This is a genomic window from Caballeronia sp. GAFFF1, assembly GCF_023630705.1.
In the GTDB taxonomy this organism is placed as follows: Bacteria; Pseudomonadota; Gammaproteobacteria; order Burkholderiales; family Burkholderiaceae; genus Caballeronia.
The window spans coordinates 1-15496 of the sequence record NZ_JALQEM010000021.1; the positions used below are offsets into that span (position 1 = coordinate 1).

General features: G+C 63.6%; 18 protein-coding genes. 14 read left to right on the plus strand and 4 right to left on the minus strand.

What is annotated here, in order from left to right; genetic code table 11:
- Window positions 1-227 (plus strand): hypothetical protein (locus NCR37_RS11615; protein WP_250473129.1); only part of this gene is annotated, 227 nt, incomplete at its 5' end.
- Window positions 228-266: 39 nt separating this feature from the next.
- Here the strand turns inward: NCR37_RS11615 and NCR37_RS11620 are convergent.
- Window positions 267-1043: an enoyl-CoA hydratase gene (locus NCR37_RS11620; protein ID WP_250473130.1), complete on the minus strand. Its 777-nt coding sequence runs from the start codon at window positions 1041-1043 to the stop codon at window positions 267-269.
- Window positions 1044-1179: 136 nt separating this feature from the next.
- On the opposite strand from NCR37_RS11620, the gene paaN reads away from it, so the two are divergent.
- The 4 genes from paaN to paaK all read left to right on the plus strand — a co-directional run bounded on the left by paaN (window position 1180) and on the right by paaK (window position 5606).
- The gene (gene paaN / locus NCR37_RS11625; protein ID WP_250473131.1) at window positions 1180-2889 is read left to right on the plus strand and encodes a phenylacetic acid degradation protein PaaN; all 1710 of its coding nucleotides are present in this window, start codon (window positions 1180-1182) and stop codon (window positions 2887-2889) included.
- A gap of 129 nt (window positions 2890-3018) precedes the next feature.
- Window positions 3019-3810, plus strand: a complete 792-nt coding sequence (gene paaG / locus NCR37_RS11630) for a 2-(1,2-epoxy-1,2-dihydrophenyl)acetyl-CoA isomerase PaaG (RefSeq protein ID WP_250473132.1) — start codon at window positions 3019-3021, stop codon at window positions 3808-3810.
- A 59-nt stretch (window positions 3811-3869) separates the two neighbouring features.
- Window positions 3870-4256: a hydroxyphenylacetyl-CoA thioesterase PaaI gene (gene paaI, locus NCR37_RS11635; RefSeq protein WP_250473175.1), complete on the plus strand. Its 387-nt coding sequence runs from the start codon at window positions 3870-3872 to the stop codon at window positions 4254-4256.
- 45 nt (window positions 4257-4301) lie between these two features.
- Window positions 4302-5606, plus strand: a complete 1305-nt coding sequence (gene paaK, locus NCR37_RS11640) for a phenylacetate--CoA ligase PaaK (protein ID WP_250473133.1) — start codon at window positions 4302-4304, stop codon at window positions 5604-5606.
- Between the two features lie 12 nt (window positions 5607-5618).
- Here the strand turns inward: paaK and mltA are convergent, their stop codons facing one another.
- The gene (mltA, locus tag NCR37_RS11645; RefSeq protein WP_502800512.1) at window positions 5619-6782 is read right to left on the minus strand and encodes a murein transglycosylase A; all 1164 of its coding nucleotides are present in this window, start codon (window positions 6780-6782) and stop codon (window positions 5619-5621) included.
- On the opposite strand from mltA, the gene NCR37_RS28705 reads away from it, so the two are divergent.
- Entirely contained in the window at window positions 6781-6930 is a 150-nt protein-coding gene (locus NCR37_RS28705) for a hypothetical protein (RefSeq protein WP_502800513.1), read from the plus strand. The two genes, mltA and NCR37_RS28705, sit on opposite strands and share 2 nt — an antisense overlap.
- A gap of 26 nt (window positions 6931-6956) precedes the next feature.
- Here NCR37_RS28705 and apaG read toward each other — a convergent pair whose 3' ends face one another.
- Window positions 6957-7331 carry a Co2+/Mg2+ efflux facilitator ApaG/CorD gene (gene apaG, locus NCR37_RS11650; protein ID WP_250473135.1) on the minus strand — a complete coding sequence of 125 codons (375 nt, stop codon included), beginning with the start codon at window positions 7329-7331 and terminating at the stop codon, window positions 6957-6959.
- A 263-nt stretch (window positions 7332-7594) separates the two neighbouring features.
- Between apaG and rpe the strand changes: the two genes are divergently transcribed.
- The 8 genes from rpe (at window position 7595) to NCR37_RS11690 (ending at window position 14798) form a co-directional block, all read left to right on the plus strand.
- The gene (gene rpe / locus NCR37_RS11655; RefSeq protein WP_206467084.1) at window positions 7595-8284 is read left to right on the plus strand and encodes a ribulose-phosphate 3-epimerase; all 690 of its coding nucleotides are present in this window, start codon (window positions 7595-7597) and stop codon (window positions 8282-8284) included.
- Window positions 8281-9021, plus strand: a complete 741-nt coding sequence (gph, locus tag NCR37_RS11660) for a phosphoglycolate phosphatase (protein WP_250473136.1) — start codon at window positions 8281-8283, stop codon at window positions 9019-9021. Before rpe ends, gph begins: the two co-directional genes overlap by 4 nt.
- A gap of 420 nt (window positions 9022-9441) precedes the next feature.
- Window positions 9442-10938 carry an anthranilate synthase component I gene (gene trpE, locus NCR37_RS11665; protein WP_250473137.1) on the plus strand — a complete coding sequence of 499 codons (1497 nt, stop codon included), beginning with the start codon at window positions 9442-9444 and terminating at the stop codon, window positions 10936-10938.
- A gap of 12 nt (window positions 10939-10950) precedes the next feature.
- On the plus strand, window positions 10951-11535 hold the full coding sequence (locus tag NCR37_RS11670; RefSeq protein ID WP_250473138.1) for an aminodeoxychorismate/anthranilate synthase component II: 585 nt from the start codon (window positions 10951-10953) through the stop codon (window positions 11533-11535).
- Window positions 11536-11539: 4 nt separating this feature from the next.
- Window positions 11540-12571, plus strand: coding sequence for an anthranilate phosphoribosyltransferase (gene trpD, locus NCR37_RS11675; RefSeq protein WP_250473139.1), 1032 nt, complete (start codon window positions 11540-11542; stop codon window positions 12569-12571).
- A gap of 11 nt (window positions 12572-12582) precedes the next feature.
- Window positions 12583-13368 carry an indole-3-glycerol phosphate synthase TrpC gene (gene trpC / locus NCR37_RS11680; RefSeq protein ID WP_206467087.1) on the plus strand — a complete coding sequence of 262 codons (786 nt, stop codon included), beginning with the start codon at window positions 12583-12585 and terminating at the stop codon, window positions 13366-13368.
- A gap of 12 nt (window positions 13369-13380) precedes the next feature.
- A complete protein-coding gene (locus tag NCR37_RS11685) occupies window positions 13381-14034 on the plus strand; it encodes a CYTH domain-containing protein (protein ID WP_250473140.1) in 654 nt (217 codons plus the stop codon).
- A complete protein-coding gene (locus NCR37_RS11690) occupies window positions 14031-14798 on the plus strand; it encodes a uracil-DNA glycosylase (protein WP_250473141.1) in 768 nt (255 codons plus the stop codon). Before NCR37_RS11685 ends, NCR37_RS11690 begins: the two co-directional genes overlap by 4 nt.
- 58 nt (window positions 14799-14856) lie before the next feature.
- On the opposite strand, the gene NCR37_RS11695 is transcribed toward NCR37_RS11690, so the two are convergent.
- A complete protein-coding gene (locus NCR37_RS11695; RefSeq protein ID WP_250473142.1) occupies window positions 14857-15453 on the minus strand; it encodes an FMN-dependent NADH-azoreductase in 597 nt (198 codons plus the stop codon).
- Window positions 15454-15496 lie beyond the last annotated feature (43 nt).

Genomic DNA, 15496 nt, shown 5'->3' on the forward strand with positions numbered 1-15496 from the left:
TACCTCGCCGCATCGAGCACTTAGCTCAACCGCTTCGTCTTGCGTCGCTGCATCAGCAGCAGAGAAACGAGATTATGTACGTCGTTTCGGTCAGTGTCAACAAGTTTTTGAAGCATTTCACTCGTCAACCGCGCTTGAAACACTTCCCACTTTCCAAGCCCCAACCACGACACCACTACCCCCCGCTTCCTTCGCGTTCGTTGAATCGCGAAGGAACGGAATTCTAGTTACCGGCACGACAATACGCAAGGGTTCCGCGCAAGAAATTATCGATGTTTGAACGCCGGTTTGCGCTTCTCGACGAATGCCGACATTCCCTCCTTCTGATCTTCCGTCGCGAACAGCGAATGGAACAAACGCCGCTCGAAGTGGACGCCTTCGGCAAGCGTCGTCTCATAGGCGCGGTTCACCGACTCCTTGGCCATCAGGACCGCAGGCAACGAGAAGCCGGCGATGATCGTCGCGGCCTCGACAGCCTCGTCAAGCAGACGCTCGGCGCCGACCACGCGCGACACCAGTCCCGCACGCTCGGCTTCGGCGGCGTCCATCATTCGGGCCGTAAGGCACATGTCCATCGCTTTAGCCTTGGATACGGCGCGCGGCAGGCGTTGCGTGCCGCCCGCCCCCGGAATCACGCCGAGCTTTATTTCCGGCTGACCGAACTTCGCCGTGTCCGCCGCGATGACGATGTCGCACATCATGGCGAGCTCGCAGCCACCGCCGAGAGCGAACCCCGCCACAGCCGCGATGATCGGCTTTCGAATGGACCGGATCGTCTCCCAGTTTCGCGTGATGTAGTCGCCTTTGTAGACGTCCATATAGGAATACTTGGCCATCATGCCGATGTCCGCGCCCGCCGCAAAAGCCTTCTCGCTGCCGGTCAGCACGATCGCACCGATGTCGTCGTCCGCGTCGAACGACTTCAGGGCCGCGCCGAGTTCATCCATCAACGCATCGTTCAACGCGTTCAGCGCCTTAGGACGATTCAGCGTGATCAGTCCGACCCGCCCGCGTGTCTCGACCAGCAGATTCTCGTAATTCATGCGCTCCTCCTAGCGATCCTCAGGTAAGTCCTAATGAAAAGACCTCTTCTGCGTCATCTCGATAATGCTAACATCACCAACCAACCGGTCGGTTAATTAATCGGCTGAACCGTCCTTCACTTCCGTTCTCGCGACCATGACACATCCGCTATTCACGAAGCATGAGGCGATGCTCGACAAAGCTCTCGCTGCCATCGAAACCCGCGGCTACTGGAGCCCGTTCGCCGAAATGCCCAGCCCCAAAGTGTACGGGGAAACCGCCAGCGCGGACGGAGAAGCGACGTTCAAGGCGCACCTCGGCAAAACCTTCGAGTTGGACCAACCGTCGACGGGCGAAACCGTCGGCAAAGAACAATCGCCTTTCGGCATCGCGCTCGATGTTCGCTATCCGAAGGCGGACCCGGACGCGCTCATCGACGCCGCCGCGAAAGCGCAAGCCGAATGGCGCGCCGCTGGTCCGCAGGCATGGGTCGGCGTGAGCCTCGAGATCCTGTCACGTCTCAATCGCGCGAGCTTCGAAATCGGCTACAGCGTGATGCACACCACCGGACAGGCTTTCCTGATGGCCTTCCAGGCAGGCGGCCCGCACGCGCAGGACCGCGCGCTCGAGGCTGTGGTCTACGCCTGGGACCAGCTGCGCCGCATTCCTTCCGAAGCGCATTGGGAAAAGCCGCAGGGCAAGAATCCACCGCTCGCCATGCAAAAGCGCTACACCGTCGTGCCTCGCGGCACGGGGCTCGTGCTCGGCTGCTGCACATTCCCGACGTGGAATGGATACCCCGGCCTCTTCGCCGATCTCGCCACCGGCAACGCTGTCATCGTCAAACCACACCCCGGTGCCATCCTTCCGCTGGCAATCACCGTCCGCATTGCCCGCGAGGTGGTTCGCGAAGCGGGCTTCGATCCCAACATCGTCACGCTGCTTGCAACCGAGCCGAATGATGGTCCGTTAGTGCAGCAGCTCGCGGTTCGCCCCGAGATCAAGCTGATCGACTTCACGGGTAGCACGCAAAACGGCACCTGGCTCGAGCGCAATGCGTACCAGGCTCAGGTCTACACCGAGAAGGCGGGCGTCAATCAGATCGTCATCGATTCCGTCGACGACATGAAAGCCGCCGCTCGCAACATCGCGTTTTCGCTCGCGCTTTACTCCGGGCAGATGTGCACCGCGCCGCAGAACATCTACGTGCCGCGCGACGGCATCCGTACAGCCGACGGACACTTGAGCTTCGACGACGTCGCAAAAACGCTCGCCGGCGCGGTCGAGAAGCTGACGTCCGATCCGGCGCGCGCCGTCGAGCTGATCGGCGCAATCCAGAACGATGGCGTCGTCGCCCGGATTGCCGAGGCCCGCGCAATTGGCGAGGTATTGCTCGATAGCCAGAAGCTCGCCCATCCCGTCTTCCCCGACGCGCGCATTCATACGCCTCTCATGCTCAAGATGGACGCGCGCTCCGACCAACCGAAGTTCACGAAGGAGTGGTTCGGCCCCGTCTCGTTTGTCATCGCAACGGATTCGACCGTGCACTCCCTCGACCTCGCCGGCTCGATCGCTCAGGAGCACGGCGCGCTCACGTTGTCCGTCTACAGCACCGACGAGGCCGTCATTCATTCGGCTCATGAGGCCGCGATACGCGGCGGAGTTGCGCTTTCAATCAACCTGACCGGTGGCGTGTTCGTCAATCAGTCGGCCGCGTTTTCGGACTTCCACGGTACGGGCGCCAACCCGGCCGCCAACGCCGCTCTTGCCGATGCCGCCTTCGTCGCGAATCGCTTCCGGGTTGTCCAGAGTCGGGTCCATGTTGCCCCCAAAGTAACGCCCGCGGAAGCTGGCCAAACGGCATAGGCGAAAACGACAACGCGCAAAAGCGTGCAATCGGCTTATGTCGTTCAGCCGAATGGAAAGCGGCGTGCAGCACGTCTAGTATCGGCGGGTGAGTGAACAACGCAGCCCGCACGTGTCGAAGGAGATGCCATGTCAGAGAAGTCTGTCCTGTACCACATCGACGGCGATACGCGCGTCGCGACCATCACGCTGAACCGCCCGGACAAGCTGAATAGTTTCACGCGCGAGATGCACGGCCATCTCAGCCACGCGCTCACGGAGATAGAGGCCAGCAACGCGCGCGCAGTCGTCATCACGGGCGCAGGGCGCGGCTTCTGTGCGGGACAGGACCTTGCCGACCTCGACTTCACGCCCGGCTCGATGTCCGACCTCGGCGAACTGATCGACGCGCACTTCAATCCGCTCGTGCGTCGCCTTCAGACTATGTCGCTGCCCGTCATCGCAGCCGTCAACGGCACAGCCGCCGGCGCGGGCGCGAACCTGGCGATGGCGTGCGACCTCGTCATCGCCGCGCGCTCGGCAAGCTTTATCCAGGCGTTCGTCAAGATCGGCCTTGTGCCGGATTCAGGCGGGACGTGGCTGCTGCCGCGCCGCGTCGGCGAAGCGCGCGCCCTCGCCCTCGCGCTCACCGGAGACAAGTTGAGCGCGGAAAAGGCGGAAGCCTGGGGCATCGTGTGGCGACTTGTCGAAGACAGTGAACTGCAGCAGGCAGCGGCGCAATTGGCGGCGCAGCTCGCGCAACAGCCGGCGCGCGCAGTGGCGTCAATCAAACAACTGATGCGTGCGAGCGCGAGCAACACGTTCGACGCTCAGCTCGATCTCGAACGCGACATTCAGCGCGAACTCGGCGCATCGCCCGACTATATCGAGGGCGTCGCGGCGTTCAAGGAGAAGCGCGCGCCGCGCTTCGAGGGCCTGTAAGACCACTACCGGAGAGACTTGTGACGCCTCAACAGCTGGCGGAAGCCACCGCCAAGGCCATGTACGAAGCGGACGCTTGCTCGCGCGCGCTCGGCATCGAGTTGATCGAAGTGCGCCCGGGCTATTCCCGCCTGCAGATGAACGTCCGTCCCGACTTCCTGAACGGTCACGCCATCTGCCACGGCGGTTTGATCTTCACGCTTGCGGATTCCGCGTTCGCTTTCGCGTGCAATTCGTACAACGTCAGCACGGTCGCGGCGGGCTGCTCGATTGAGTTTTTGCGGCCCGTGCAGGGAGGCGACCGGCTGACTGCCGAGGCCGTCGAACAGACGTTGAGCGGACGCGCCGGCATCTACGACATCCGCGTCACCAACCGCGATAGCGAAACGGTGGCGCTGTTTCGCGGCAAATCGGCGCAGATCAAGGGAACCGTGATTCCCGTCTGACGGGCCGTCCAGCGCACCGAGACAGCGAGCATGAAGGAGACACTGATGACCACAGCATTGCCGCTCGACCCGATCGAAAAGGCGAGCCGCGACGAACTCGTCGCGTTGCAGCTGCAACGCCTGAAATCGACGTTGAAGCACGCCTACGAAAACTCGCCGGTCTACCGCCGCAAGTTCGACGAAGCCGGCGTGCATCCCGACGAAGTGCAGTCACTCGCCGATCTGGCACGCTTTCCGTTCACGACCAAGAAGGACTTGCGCGACAACTATCCGTTCGGCATGTTCGCCGTGCCGCAAGAGCAGGTCGCGCGCATTCACGCGTCGTCGGGAACCACGGGCAAGCCGACTGTAGTCGGCTACACCGCGAAAGATATCGACACGTGGGCGAATCTCGTCGCGCGTTCGATTCGCGCAGCGGGCGCGCGGCGCGGCGACAAGGTGCACGTGAGCTACGGATACGGCCTCTTCACCGGCGGACTCGGCGCGCACTACGGCGCCGAACGGGCGGGGCTGACCGTGATTCCGTTCGGCGGCGGGCAAACCGAGAAGCAGGTGCAATTGATTCAGGACTTCCGGCCCGACATCATCATGGTCACGCCGAGCTACATGCTGTCCATCGCGGACGAACTCGAGCGGCAAGGCTTCGACCCGTCGAACTCGTCACTGCGAATCGGCATCTTCGGGGCGGAGCCGTGGACGAACGACATGCGCCGTGCCATCGAGCAACGCATGGGTATCGATGCCGTGGACATCTACGGATTATCGGAGGTCATGGGACCGGGCGTCGCGTCCGAGTGCGCCGAGACCAAGGACGGCCCGACGATCTGGGAAGATCACTTCTATCCCGAGATCATCGATCCCGACACCGGCGAAGTCCTGCCCGACGGCGAATTCGGCGAGCTCGTGTTCACGTCGCTCACGAAGGAAGCGTTGCCGATCATCCGCTATCGCACACGCGATCTGACACGCCTTTTGCCCGGCACCGCACGGACGATGCGCCGCATGGAAAAGATCACCGGCCGCTCCGACGACATGATGATCGTGCGTGGCGTCAACGTGTTCCCGACTCAAATCGAAGAATTGCTGCTGAAGCGTCCGGTGCTCGCGCCGCATTATCAGATCGTGCTGACGAAGGACGGCCCGCTCGACGTTCTCACGCTCAACTGCGAGCCGTGTCCGGAGTCGGCGCCGGATGTAGTCGCGCTGGAAAGCGCGAAAACCGCGCTTGCCTATGACATCAAGGCGCTCATCGGCGTGAGCGCGGTGGTGAACGTCCTCGCGGTCAATGGCATAGAGCGGTCGGTCGGCAAGGCGCGGCGTGTGGTCGACAAGCGCAATGTGAGCGCGTAAGCGTCCCTGCGTTCAGGAGTTCGGCATCAGCAGCCACATCCGGCCGCCCTGCTTCATGCGACCGGCGAGATCGCCGGCGTTGTCGCCGAGGCCCCAGAAATAATCGGCGCGCACGCCGCCCTTGATCGCCGTGCCGGTGTCCTGCGCGAAGACGAGGCGGTTCATCGGCTGATTGCTGAGCGGCCGCGTGGTCTGCAGGAACACGGGCGTGCCGAGTGGAATGGCGGACGGATCGACGGCAATCGAACGTTCGGGCGTGAGCGGTACGCCGAGCGCGCCGACGGGGCCATCGCCGAGACTCGCGCTCATCACGTCGTTAGCGGGCATCTCGCGGAAAAACACGAAGCGCGGGTTCACGTCGAGCAGCGCATCGACGCGCGCAGGGTTCGCCTTCGCCCACGCTTTGATGCCCTGCATCGTCGCCTGCGCGGGCGTGAGTTCGCCGCGATCGAGCAACTCCTTGCCGATGGATCGGTACGGCTGGTTGTTCGTCCCGCCGAAACCCACTCGCATGACGCTGCCGTCTTCCATCACGATGCGCCCCGACCCCTGCACTTGCAGGAAGAACGCTTCGATCGGGTCGTCGACCCACACGAGCTCGTTGCCGTTCAGCACGCCGGTGCGTTCGAGTTGCGCGCGCGCCGGCAGCGCGGAGCCCGGCTTGTACCGATACGGCCAGCGATACAGCGCGTACTGGTAAGCACCGTGGCGCGTGCGCGAGCCGCGCAGCAACGGCTCGTAATAGCCGGTCACGAGGCCGTCGACGGTGCCGTCGGTATTGGCGAGCTGGAACGGCGTGAAATACGCTTCGAAGAAACTGCGCGCCGCCGACATGTCCAAATCGTCGAGGCTTTGCGCCGCCGCGCATGCCTTCTGCCATCCGGGCTGGCGCGCGAGCCGGCTGCAGTTTTGTCGGAGCGCAGCCGTCGCGCCGATCAGGCTATCGTCCTGCCAGCCGGGAACCTGCTGCCAGCTAACCGCGGTCAGTCGCGACGATGCGCGCTGGCCCGTGGTGATGGGCGTGCCGCCCGCCGTGCTCGGCCCCGGCTTCACGTAACTGCCGCCGCCGCACGAGGCGAGCAGCACGGCCGTTGCAATCGACGCGGCCCAGGCCGCTCCTCGCGCGGCGCGTGGCGCTAACCGCATACAATGCTCGTTCTTGATGGGAACCGCCATGTCTGATCTGTTCGACGAATATCCAATGCTGATCTTCGCGCTCGAGGCGCTCGTGGCGCTCGGCCTCTTGATTTTCATCGTCGCGTGGACGGCTTCGGGCAAGAAGAAACACCAAACCCGCGCGAACGATCCGGCAAAACGCCGTTAATCTGCGCTCGGCCGCTGCCTGCGCACTCAGTGCAGCGTGCGCGGCACGTGCAGCGCGAATTCCGCGATGGGCGCTTCGAAGCGCTCGCCGTCGTCCGCCACGCAGAAATACTCGCCGCGCATGGTGCCCACCGGCGTCGCGATCACAGCCCAGCTCGTATATTCGAACTGCTCGCCCGGCGCAAGCAACGGCTGCTGACCGACCACGCCAAGTCCCTTCACTTCCTGCACCTGATTGTCGCTATCCGTAATGATCCAGTGGCGCGAAATCAACTGAGCCGTCACGTGGCCTGTATTGCGGATCGTCAACGTGTAGGCGAAAGCGTATTGGCGGCTGTCCGGGTCGGACTGCTCGGGCATATATCGCGTCTCGACGGACACGGTGAATTCGTACTGGCTCATCGTCGTTCCAATTCAGTTCATCGCTGCGCTGCGCAAAAACAGCGCGCGGGTGCGCCGCTACTGGTCAGGCATTCTGCTTGATGCAGCCCGCGCCCGCAACACGGATGGGGCCTTCCGGGCGTTTTCCGCGCCGTCAAGCTGACCGTCCGGCCGACTTACGCCAAAGACAACGCGGGTTAGAATTGCGCTTCAGACCGTCGGCTGCACGCTTGGCCGCTCGAATCGAGTCTCCTGGTCCCTGCGGCCTCAAACCGGATACGTCCATGGCGCAATTTCATATCGCTCCCAGCATTCTTTCCGCCGACTTCTCCCGGCTCGGAGAGGAAGTCCGCAACGTCGTCGCCGCGGGAGCCGACTGGATCCACTTCGACGTGATGGACAACCATTACGTGCCGAATCTCACGATTGGCCCGATGGTGTGCGAAGCCATTCGCCCGCACACGGAAGTGCCTATCGACGTGCATCTGATGGTGCGGCCGGTGGATCGCATCGTGCCCGATTTCGCGAAAGCCGGCGCGAATGTGATCAGCTTTCACCCGGAAGGTTCAGACCACATCGACCGCACCCTTTCGCTTATTCGCGACCACGGCTGCAAGGCGGGTCTCGTCTTCAATCCCGCAACGCCGCTGAATTATCTCGATCACGTGATGGACCGGCTCGATCTCGTGCTGATCATGTCGGTGAATCCTGGCTTCGGCGGACAGTCGTTCATTCCGGAAGCACTCAACAAGCTGCGCGAGGCGCGCGCGCGCATCGACGCCTACCGCGAGCGCACGGGCCGCGAGATTCATCTGGAAATCGACGGCGGCGTGAAAGTGGACAACATCGCGGAAATCGCGGCGGCCGGGGCGGACACGTTCGTCGCGGGCTCGGCTATTTTCGGCAAGCACGACTACAAGCAGGTCATCGACGCCATGCGCGCCGAACTGGCGAAATCGGGAGCGCAACAATGAGCGAGCTCGCCGCGCCGCCGTCGGCCTTCACGAACCGGCCTATCCGCGCCGCGATCATCGACCTGGACGGCACGATGGTCGACACCGCCGACGACTTCGTCGCCGCGCTCAACGGCATGCTGGCGCGCGTGGGCATCGACCAGCCCGCCACGCGGGAAGAAGTCGTCGGCTACATCGGCAAGGGTTCGGAAAACCTCATCCGCAGCGTGCTTGGCGCGCGCCTGCCGCACCCGCAGGCCACCGCTCAGTTCGACGACGCGCTCGCCACGTATCAGAGCGAGTACGCGAAGATCAACGGCAAGCATTCGACGCTCTTCCCCGAAGTCGAGGCAGGGCTCGAAGCCATGCGCGAGCTCGGCATCGCGCTCGCGTGCGTCACGAACAAGCCGCATCGCTTCGCGGTGGAATTGCTGTCGCACTTCGGCATCGCGCAATACTTCAAGGTCATTCTCGGCGGCGATTCCGTGCCGTTGAAGAAGCCCGATCCGCTGCCGATGCTCACCGCATGCGAGCGGCTGGACGTGCTGCCGCGCGAGACCGTGGCCGTCGGCGATTCTGAAAACGACGCCCTCGCGGGCCGCGCCGCCGGCATGGCGACGCTCACGGTGCCCTACGGCTACAACCATGGGAAAGCCGTGCAATCGGTGAAGTCCGATGGTATAGTTTCCTCGCTGCGCGCGGCCGCTTCGGCAATTGCCGCCACGCTTGCGCCGCCGAATACCACACTGACTGAATAGTCCATCTCTCATGTTTCTCAACAGAAAACGGAGTCTGAGCAGCATCGACCGGGGAGCCTGGCCCTGGCGTCGCTGGTCGCGCTAACCTCGCCCGAGGTACGCTGAAGTGATGTTGCATTCTGCTTCACTCGCTTCAGCAACCGTTTTTTGTTTCGCTGCGCGTTCCCGCGCCGTTTCCGTTGATTGGTCGTACATCGAGCCTTGCTTCGGCATGCGCCGTCTGGCGTTGCGCGCGGCATGTGCCGCCCATCGCCCCAACGCGCGATTGCCGCCAGGCCGCCCAAGTGGCGTCGAATTCATTCGATGCCGCGCGGCCAAGCCGCATCGACCGACGATCCGGAAAACGAGCCGCTCGCAGCGCCGTAAGCATCCCCTTTGACGCGCCCTGACATAACGAACGCGTCGCTCAAGGACCGCAAGATGACCGAACTTGAATTCCAATCGCTGGCGAACGAAGGCTACAACCGAATTCCGCTGATCGCCGAAGCCCTCGCCGACCTCGAAACGCCGCTCTCGCTCTACCTCAAGCTCGCCCAAAGCGAGCGCAATGGCGCGAACTCCTTCTTGCTGGAATCGGTTGTCGGCGGCGAGCGCTTCGGGCGTTATTCGTTCATCGGCTTGCCGGCCCGCACAACGGTGCGCGTGCAGAACGGCGTGTCGCAAGTGGTCACGGACGGCACGGTCACCGAGACCGACGAAGGCGATCCGCTCGCGTTCATCGAACGCTTCCAAAAGCGCTTCAAAGTCGCCCTGCGCCCCGGCCTGCCGCGCTTCTGCGGCGGTCTCGCCGGATACTTCGGTTACGACGCGGTGCGCTACATCGAAAAGAAACTGGCTGATACTGCCCCGCGCGACGACCTCAACCTGCCCGACATCCAGCTGCTGCTGACTGAAGAAGTCGCGGTCATCGACAATCTCGCGGGCAAGCTCTATCTCATCGTCTACGCAGACCCGACGAAGCCCGAAGCGTATGCAAAGGCGAAGCACCGTCTGCGCGAGTTGCGCGGCCGTCTGCGCGCCACAGTTCAGCCGCCGGTGACATCGGCGAGCGTGCGCACGGAGACGTATCGCGAGTTCGCGAAAGAGGACTACCTCAACGCCGTTCGTCGCGCGAAGGAGTACATCGCGGCGGGCGAGCTCATGCAGGTGCAAGTCGGCCAGCGTCTGATCAAGCCGTTCCGCGACAATCCACTTTCGCTGTATCGCGCGTTGCGGTCGCTGAATCCGTCGCCGTACATGTATTACTACAACTTCGGCGGCGACGTTCACGTGGTCGGCGCATCGCCCGAAATTCTCGTGCGTCAGGAAAAGCGCGCCGAGGACCGTATTGTCACCATTCGCCCGCTCGCCGGCACGCGGCCGCGCGGAAACACGCCCGAGCGCGACGCCGAACTCGCCACCGAACTGCTGAACGATCCGAAGGAAATCGCCGAGCACGTCATGTTGATCGACCTCGCGCGCAACGACGTGGGCCGAATCGCCGAGACGGGCTCGGTCGCGGTGACGGACAAGATGGTCATCGAGAAGTACTCGCACGTTCAGCACATCGTGAGCTCGGTGGAAGGCAGATTGAAGCCCGGCATGAACAACTTCGACGTGCTGCGCGCGACCTTCCCCGCCGGCACGCTTTCGGGCGCGCCGAAAGTCCGCGCGATGGAACTGATCGACGAACTCGAGCCCGTCAAGCGCGGGCTGTACGGCGGCGCCGTCGGCTATTTGTCGTTCAGCGGCGAAATGGATCTGGCTATCGCCATTCGCACGGGTCTCATCCACAAGGGCAACTTGTACGTGCAGGCGGCGGCGGGCGTCGTCGCGGACAGCGTGCCCGAATCCGAATGGCAAGAGACCGAGAACAAGGCGCGTGCCGTGCTGCGCGCGGCCGAGCAAGTGCAAGACGGCCTCGACAGCGACTTCTGAGGAGACAAGACCATGCTGCTGATGATCGACAACTACGATTCGTTCACCTATAACCTGGTCCAGTACTTCGGCGAGCTCGGCGAGGACGTGCGCACGTATCGCAACGACGAAATCACGCTCGACCAGATCGCGGAGCTGCAACCCGAGCGCATCTGTCTCTCGCCCGGCCCAAGCAATCCGCAGCACGCGGGCATCACGCTCGACGTGCTGCGCGAATTCTCCGGCAAGCTGCCTATTCTCGGCGTCTGTCTCGGCCATCAGGCAATCGGCGAGGCGTTCGGCGGGCGCGTCGTGCGCGCGCAGACCATCATGCACGGCAAGGTGAGCCAGATCGAAACGGACTGCAAGGGCGTCTTCTCCGATCTGCCGAAGCACTTCAACGTCACGCGCTATCACTCGCTCGCCATCGAACGCGAGTCGTTGCCGGACTGTCTGGAAGTGTCGGCGTGGACGTCGGACGGCGAAATCATGGGCGTGCGCCATAAGGAACTTGCCGTGGAAGGCGTGCAATTCCACCCGGAATCCATTCTTTCCGAGCACGGCCACGCGCTGCTCGAAAACTTCGTGAAGAACACGGCGTCCGGCAAGCGGGCTTAAGAACATGACGATCACTGCACAAGAAGCCCTGCAACGCACCATCGAGCATCGCGAGATCTTTCACGACGAAATGCTGCATCTCATGCGCCAGATCATGCGCGCCGAGATGTCGCCCGTGATGGCCGCCGCCATCATCACCGGCTTGCGCGTGAAGAAGGAAACCATCGGCGAGATCGCGGCGGCGGCAACTGTCATGCGCGAGTTCGCCAATCACGTCGACGTGGCGGACAACTCCAATTTCGTCGATATCGTCGGCACGGGCGGCGACGGCTCGCACACTTTCAACATCTCCACGGCGTCGATGTTCGTCACCGCCGCGGCCGGCGCGAAAGTCGCGAAGCACGGCAATCGCGGCGTGTCGAGCAAGTCGGGCAGCGCGGACGTGCTCGAAGCACTGGGCGTCAACATCGACCTCACGCCGGAGCAAGTGGCCGCCTGCATCGCCGAAACGGGCATGGGCTTCATGTTTGCGCCGAATCATCATCCGGCCATGAAGAACATCGCGGCCGTGCGGCGCGAACTCGGCGTGCGAACCATCTTCAATATTCTCGGGCCGCTCACGAATCCGGCGAGCGCGCCGAACCAGCTTCAGGGCGTGTTCCACGAAGACCTCGTTGGCATTCAGGTTCGCGTGATGCAGCGGCTTGGCGCGAAACACGTGCTCGTCGTGCACGGCAAGGACGGCATGGACGAAGTCTCGCTCGGCGCGGCGACGAAAGTCGGCGAACTGAGGCACGGCGAAGTGCGCGAGTACGAAATTCATCCGGAAGACTTCGGCTTGCAGATGGTCTCCAACCGCTCGCTCAAAGTGCAGGACGCGCAGGAGTCGAAGGCCATGCTGCTCGGCGCGCTGAACAACAAGGCGGGCGTCGCGCGCGAGATCGTCATACTGAACGCGGGCGCTGCGCTCTACGCCGCCGACAGGTGCGAATCGATCGCCGACGGCATGGCCGCCGCACGCGAAGCGATCGAGAGCGGCGCGGCGCGGGAGAAGGTCGAGGCATTGGTACGCTTCACGCAGCAATTCACGAAATAACGGAATCCATCATGAGCGACATTCTCGATCGCATCATCGCGGTCAAGCGCGAGGAAGTTCGCGCCGCCGAACAGAGCGCGCCGCTCGAAGAGCTGAAGCTCGAAGCAAGCGCGCGGGACCTGCGCGATTTCGTCGGCGCATTGCGCGCGAAACACGCCGCCGGACAAGCCGCGGTGATCGCCGAAGTAAAGAAGGCGAGCCCGTCGAAAGGCGTGATACGCGAAGACTTCGTGCCCGCCGACATCGCGCGTTCGTACGAAAAAGGCGGTGCCGCATGTCTGTCCGTGCTCACCGACGTGCAGTTCTTCAAAGGCAGCGTCGCGTATCTGGAGGAGGCGCGCGCCGCGTGCAGCCTGCCGGTGCTGCGCAAGGACTTTATCGTCGATCCTTACCAGGTGATCGAAGCCCGCGCGATGGGCGCGGACTGCATCTTGCTGATCGCAGCGGCACTGGAACTCTCGCAGATGCAGGACCTGGAAGCGTACGCGCATTCGCTCGGTCTCGCGGTGCTCGTCGAAGTCCACGACACCGACGAACTGCGCGACGCGCTCACGCTCAAGACGCCGCTCATCGGCATCAACAATCGCAACCTGCGCACGTTCCAGACGACGATCGACACGACCATCGGCATGCTCGAATCCATGCCGGACGACCGTATCGTCGTGACGGAATCGGGCATCCTGTCGCGTCTCGACGTCGAGCGGCTGCGCGCCATGCGCGTGGACACCTTCCTCGTCGGCGAGGCGTTCATGCGCGCCGACGACCCGGGCGCCGAACTCGCCCGCATGTTCTTCTAACCGGACTGCATCGTGGGAATCGAACGCGAAATCAAGCTGGCGCTGCCGCCGTCGCAACACGACGACGTGGCGCGTTTCTTCGACGAACGCGCCGGCGCGGGCAGGCCGTTCGATCTGGGCAACGTGTACTTCGACACGCCGACGCTCGCGCTCGCGGAGGCCAAGGCCGCGCTGCGCCTGCGCCGCGCGCCGGACGAATGGCTGCAAACCTACAAGACGCTCGGCGAATCACGAGCGGGGATGCACAGCCGCCACGAGTGGGAAATGCCGGTGAAAGGCGAGGCGCTCGAAATCCACGCGCTGCTCGCCGCCTGCGACGACGAAACCGCCCGCGAGGCGCTCAAAGCCGCCGCGCCGGAACTGGTCGCGCTGTTTCGCACGGACTACCGGCGCATCGTGTGGGACGTCGAGCACGAGGGCGCGCAGATCGAAGTAGCGCTCGACCTCGGCGAAGTGACGGCGGACGTCGACGGCGAAACACGTCGCGCGGAGATCAGTGAACTGGAGTTCGAGTTGAAGTCTGGTAACGAACACGCTCTGGAAACGCTTTCCGCCGAAGTGCGCGGCGCGTTTCCGGAACTCGTTCCCGAAGATCTGAGCAAGGCGCAGCGCGGCTACCGGCTGCGCGAGCAGCCGCAAAGCGGCATTCAAGACGCCGAAGCATGAATCGTCAGCCTTCCCTTTTTGCGGAGCCCGAAAGCGCGACGGACGCGCCCGCGTTCACCCCGCTCGAGAGCCAGTTCGACGCGCTGCCCGCCGACTGGCGGCGGCATCTGATGCCGTTCATCGAAAGCCCGCGCTATGCGGCGCTCTGCGCGTTCGTGGATGCCGAGCGCGCCGCCGGCAAGACGGTTTATCCCGCCGACGTTTTTCGCGCGCTGCGTCTGACGCGCCCCGGCGACGTCAAGGTCATCATTCTCGGCCAGGATCCGTATCACGGCGAAGACAAGGGCGCGCCGCAAGCGCACGGTCTCGCGTTTTCGGTACCCGCGCCGGTGCGCCCGCCGCCGTCGCTGCGCAACATCTTCAAGGAAATTCAGGCGAGTCTCGGCTTCGCGACGCCGTCGCACGGTTGTCTCGATGCCTGGGCGAAGCAAGGCGTATTGCTTCTGAACACGTCGCTCACCGTCGAGCGCGACAAGGCCGGCAGTCACGCGAAGCGCGGCTGGGAGCAATGCACCGACACGCTCATCCACGAGATGGCGCTGCGGCACGACGGCCTCGTGTTCATGCTGTGGGGCGCGCACGCGCAGGCGAAGCGCGGGTTGATCGAGGGCACCGGCAAGGCGCACTGCGTGCTGGAAGCGCCGCATCCGTCGCCGCTCTCCGCGCATCGCGGGTTTCTCGGCTGCGGACATTTCGCGCGGGCGAACGCGTATCTCGTCGAACATGGACGAGCACCGATCGACTGGCGGTTGCCGCCTGCTTAAAGAAACCCGCTGCGTCGAATGACGCAGCGGGTTCTTACTATCGACTAGAACGAGTCGCTTACAGCGCCGCAATCGCCTCGCGCGCTTGTGCCAGCGCCGTGCCGGCCACGTCCGCGCCCATGTTGAGGCCTTCGGCGTAGATGAAGTTGACATCCGTCATGCCGAGGAAGCCGAGGAACGACTTCAGATACGGCGTTTGCGAGTCATGCGGCGTGCCGACATACTTGCCGCCGCGCGCCGACACCACGAACACCTTCTTGCCCTTCACGAGACCTTCCGGACCGTTCGCCGTGTAGCGGAACGTGATGCCGGCCCGGGCGATCTGGTCGAAGTACGCCTTCAGTTGCGACGAGATGCCGAAGTTGTACAGCGGCGCCGCGATCACGACGATATCCGCCGCTTGCAGCTCTTCGATCAGCGCGACGCTCTTCGCTTCGATGGCGGCCTGCTCGGGCGTGCGCTTGGCGGCGGGCGTGAAGAACGCGCCTAGCGTGGCGTCGTCAAGGTGCGGCAGGTTGTCGGCGAGCAGATTGCGCACAACGACCTTCGCGCCCGGATTGCTTTGTTGCAGTTTCGCGGTGAGTTCGTCGGCGAGCAGCGTCGACTGAGCGCCTTGCGAACGCGCGGCGGAATTGATTTGCAGAATCGTCGTCATGATGGCTTCCTTCCTGAGTGAGGAGCGGACGGCAAGCGCGCCC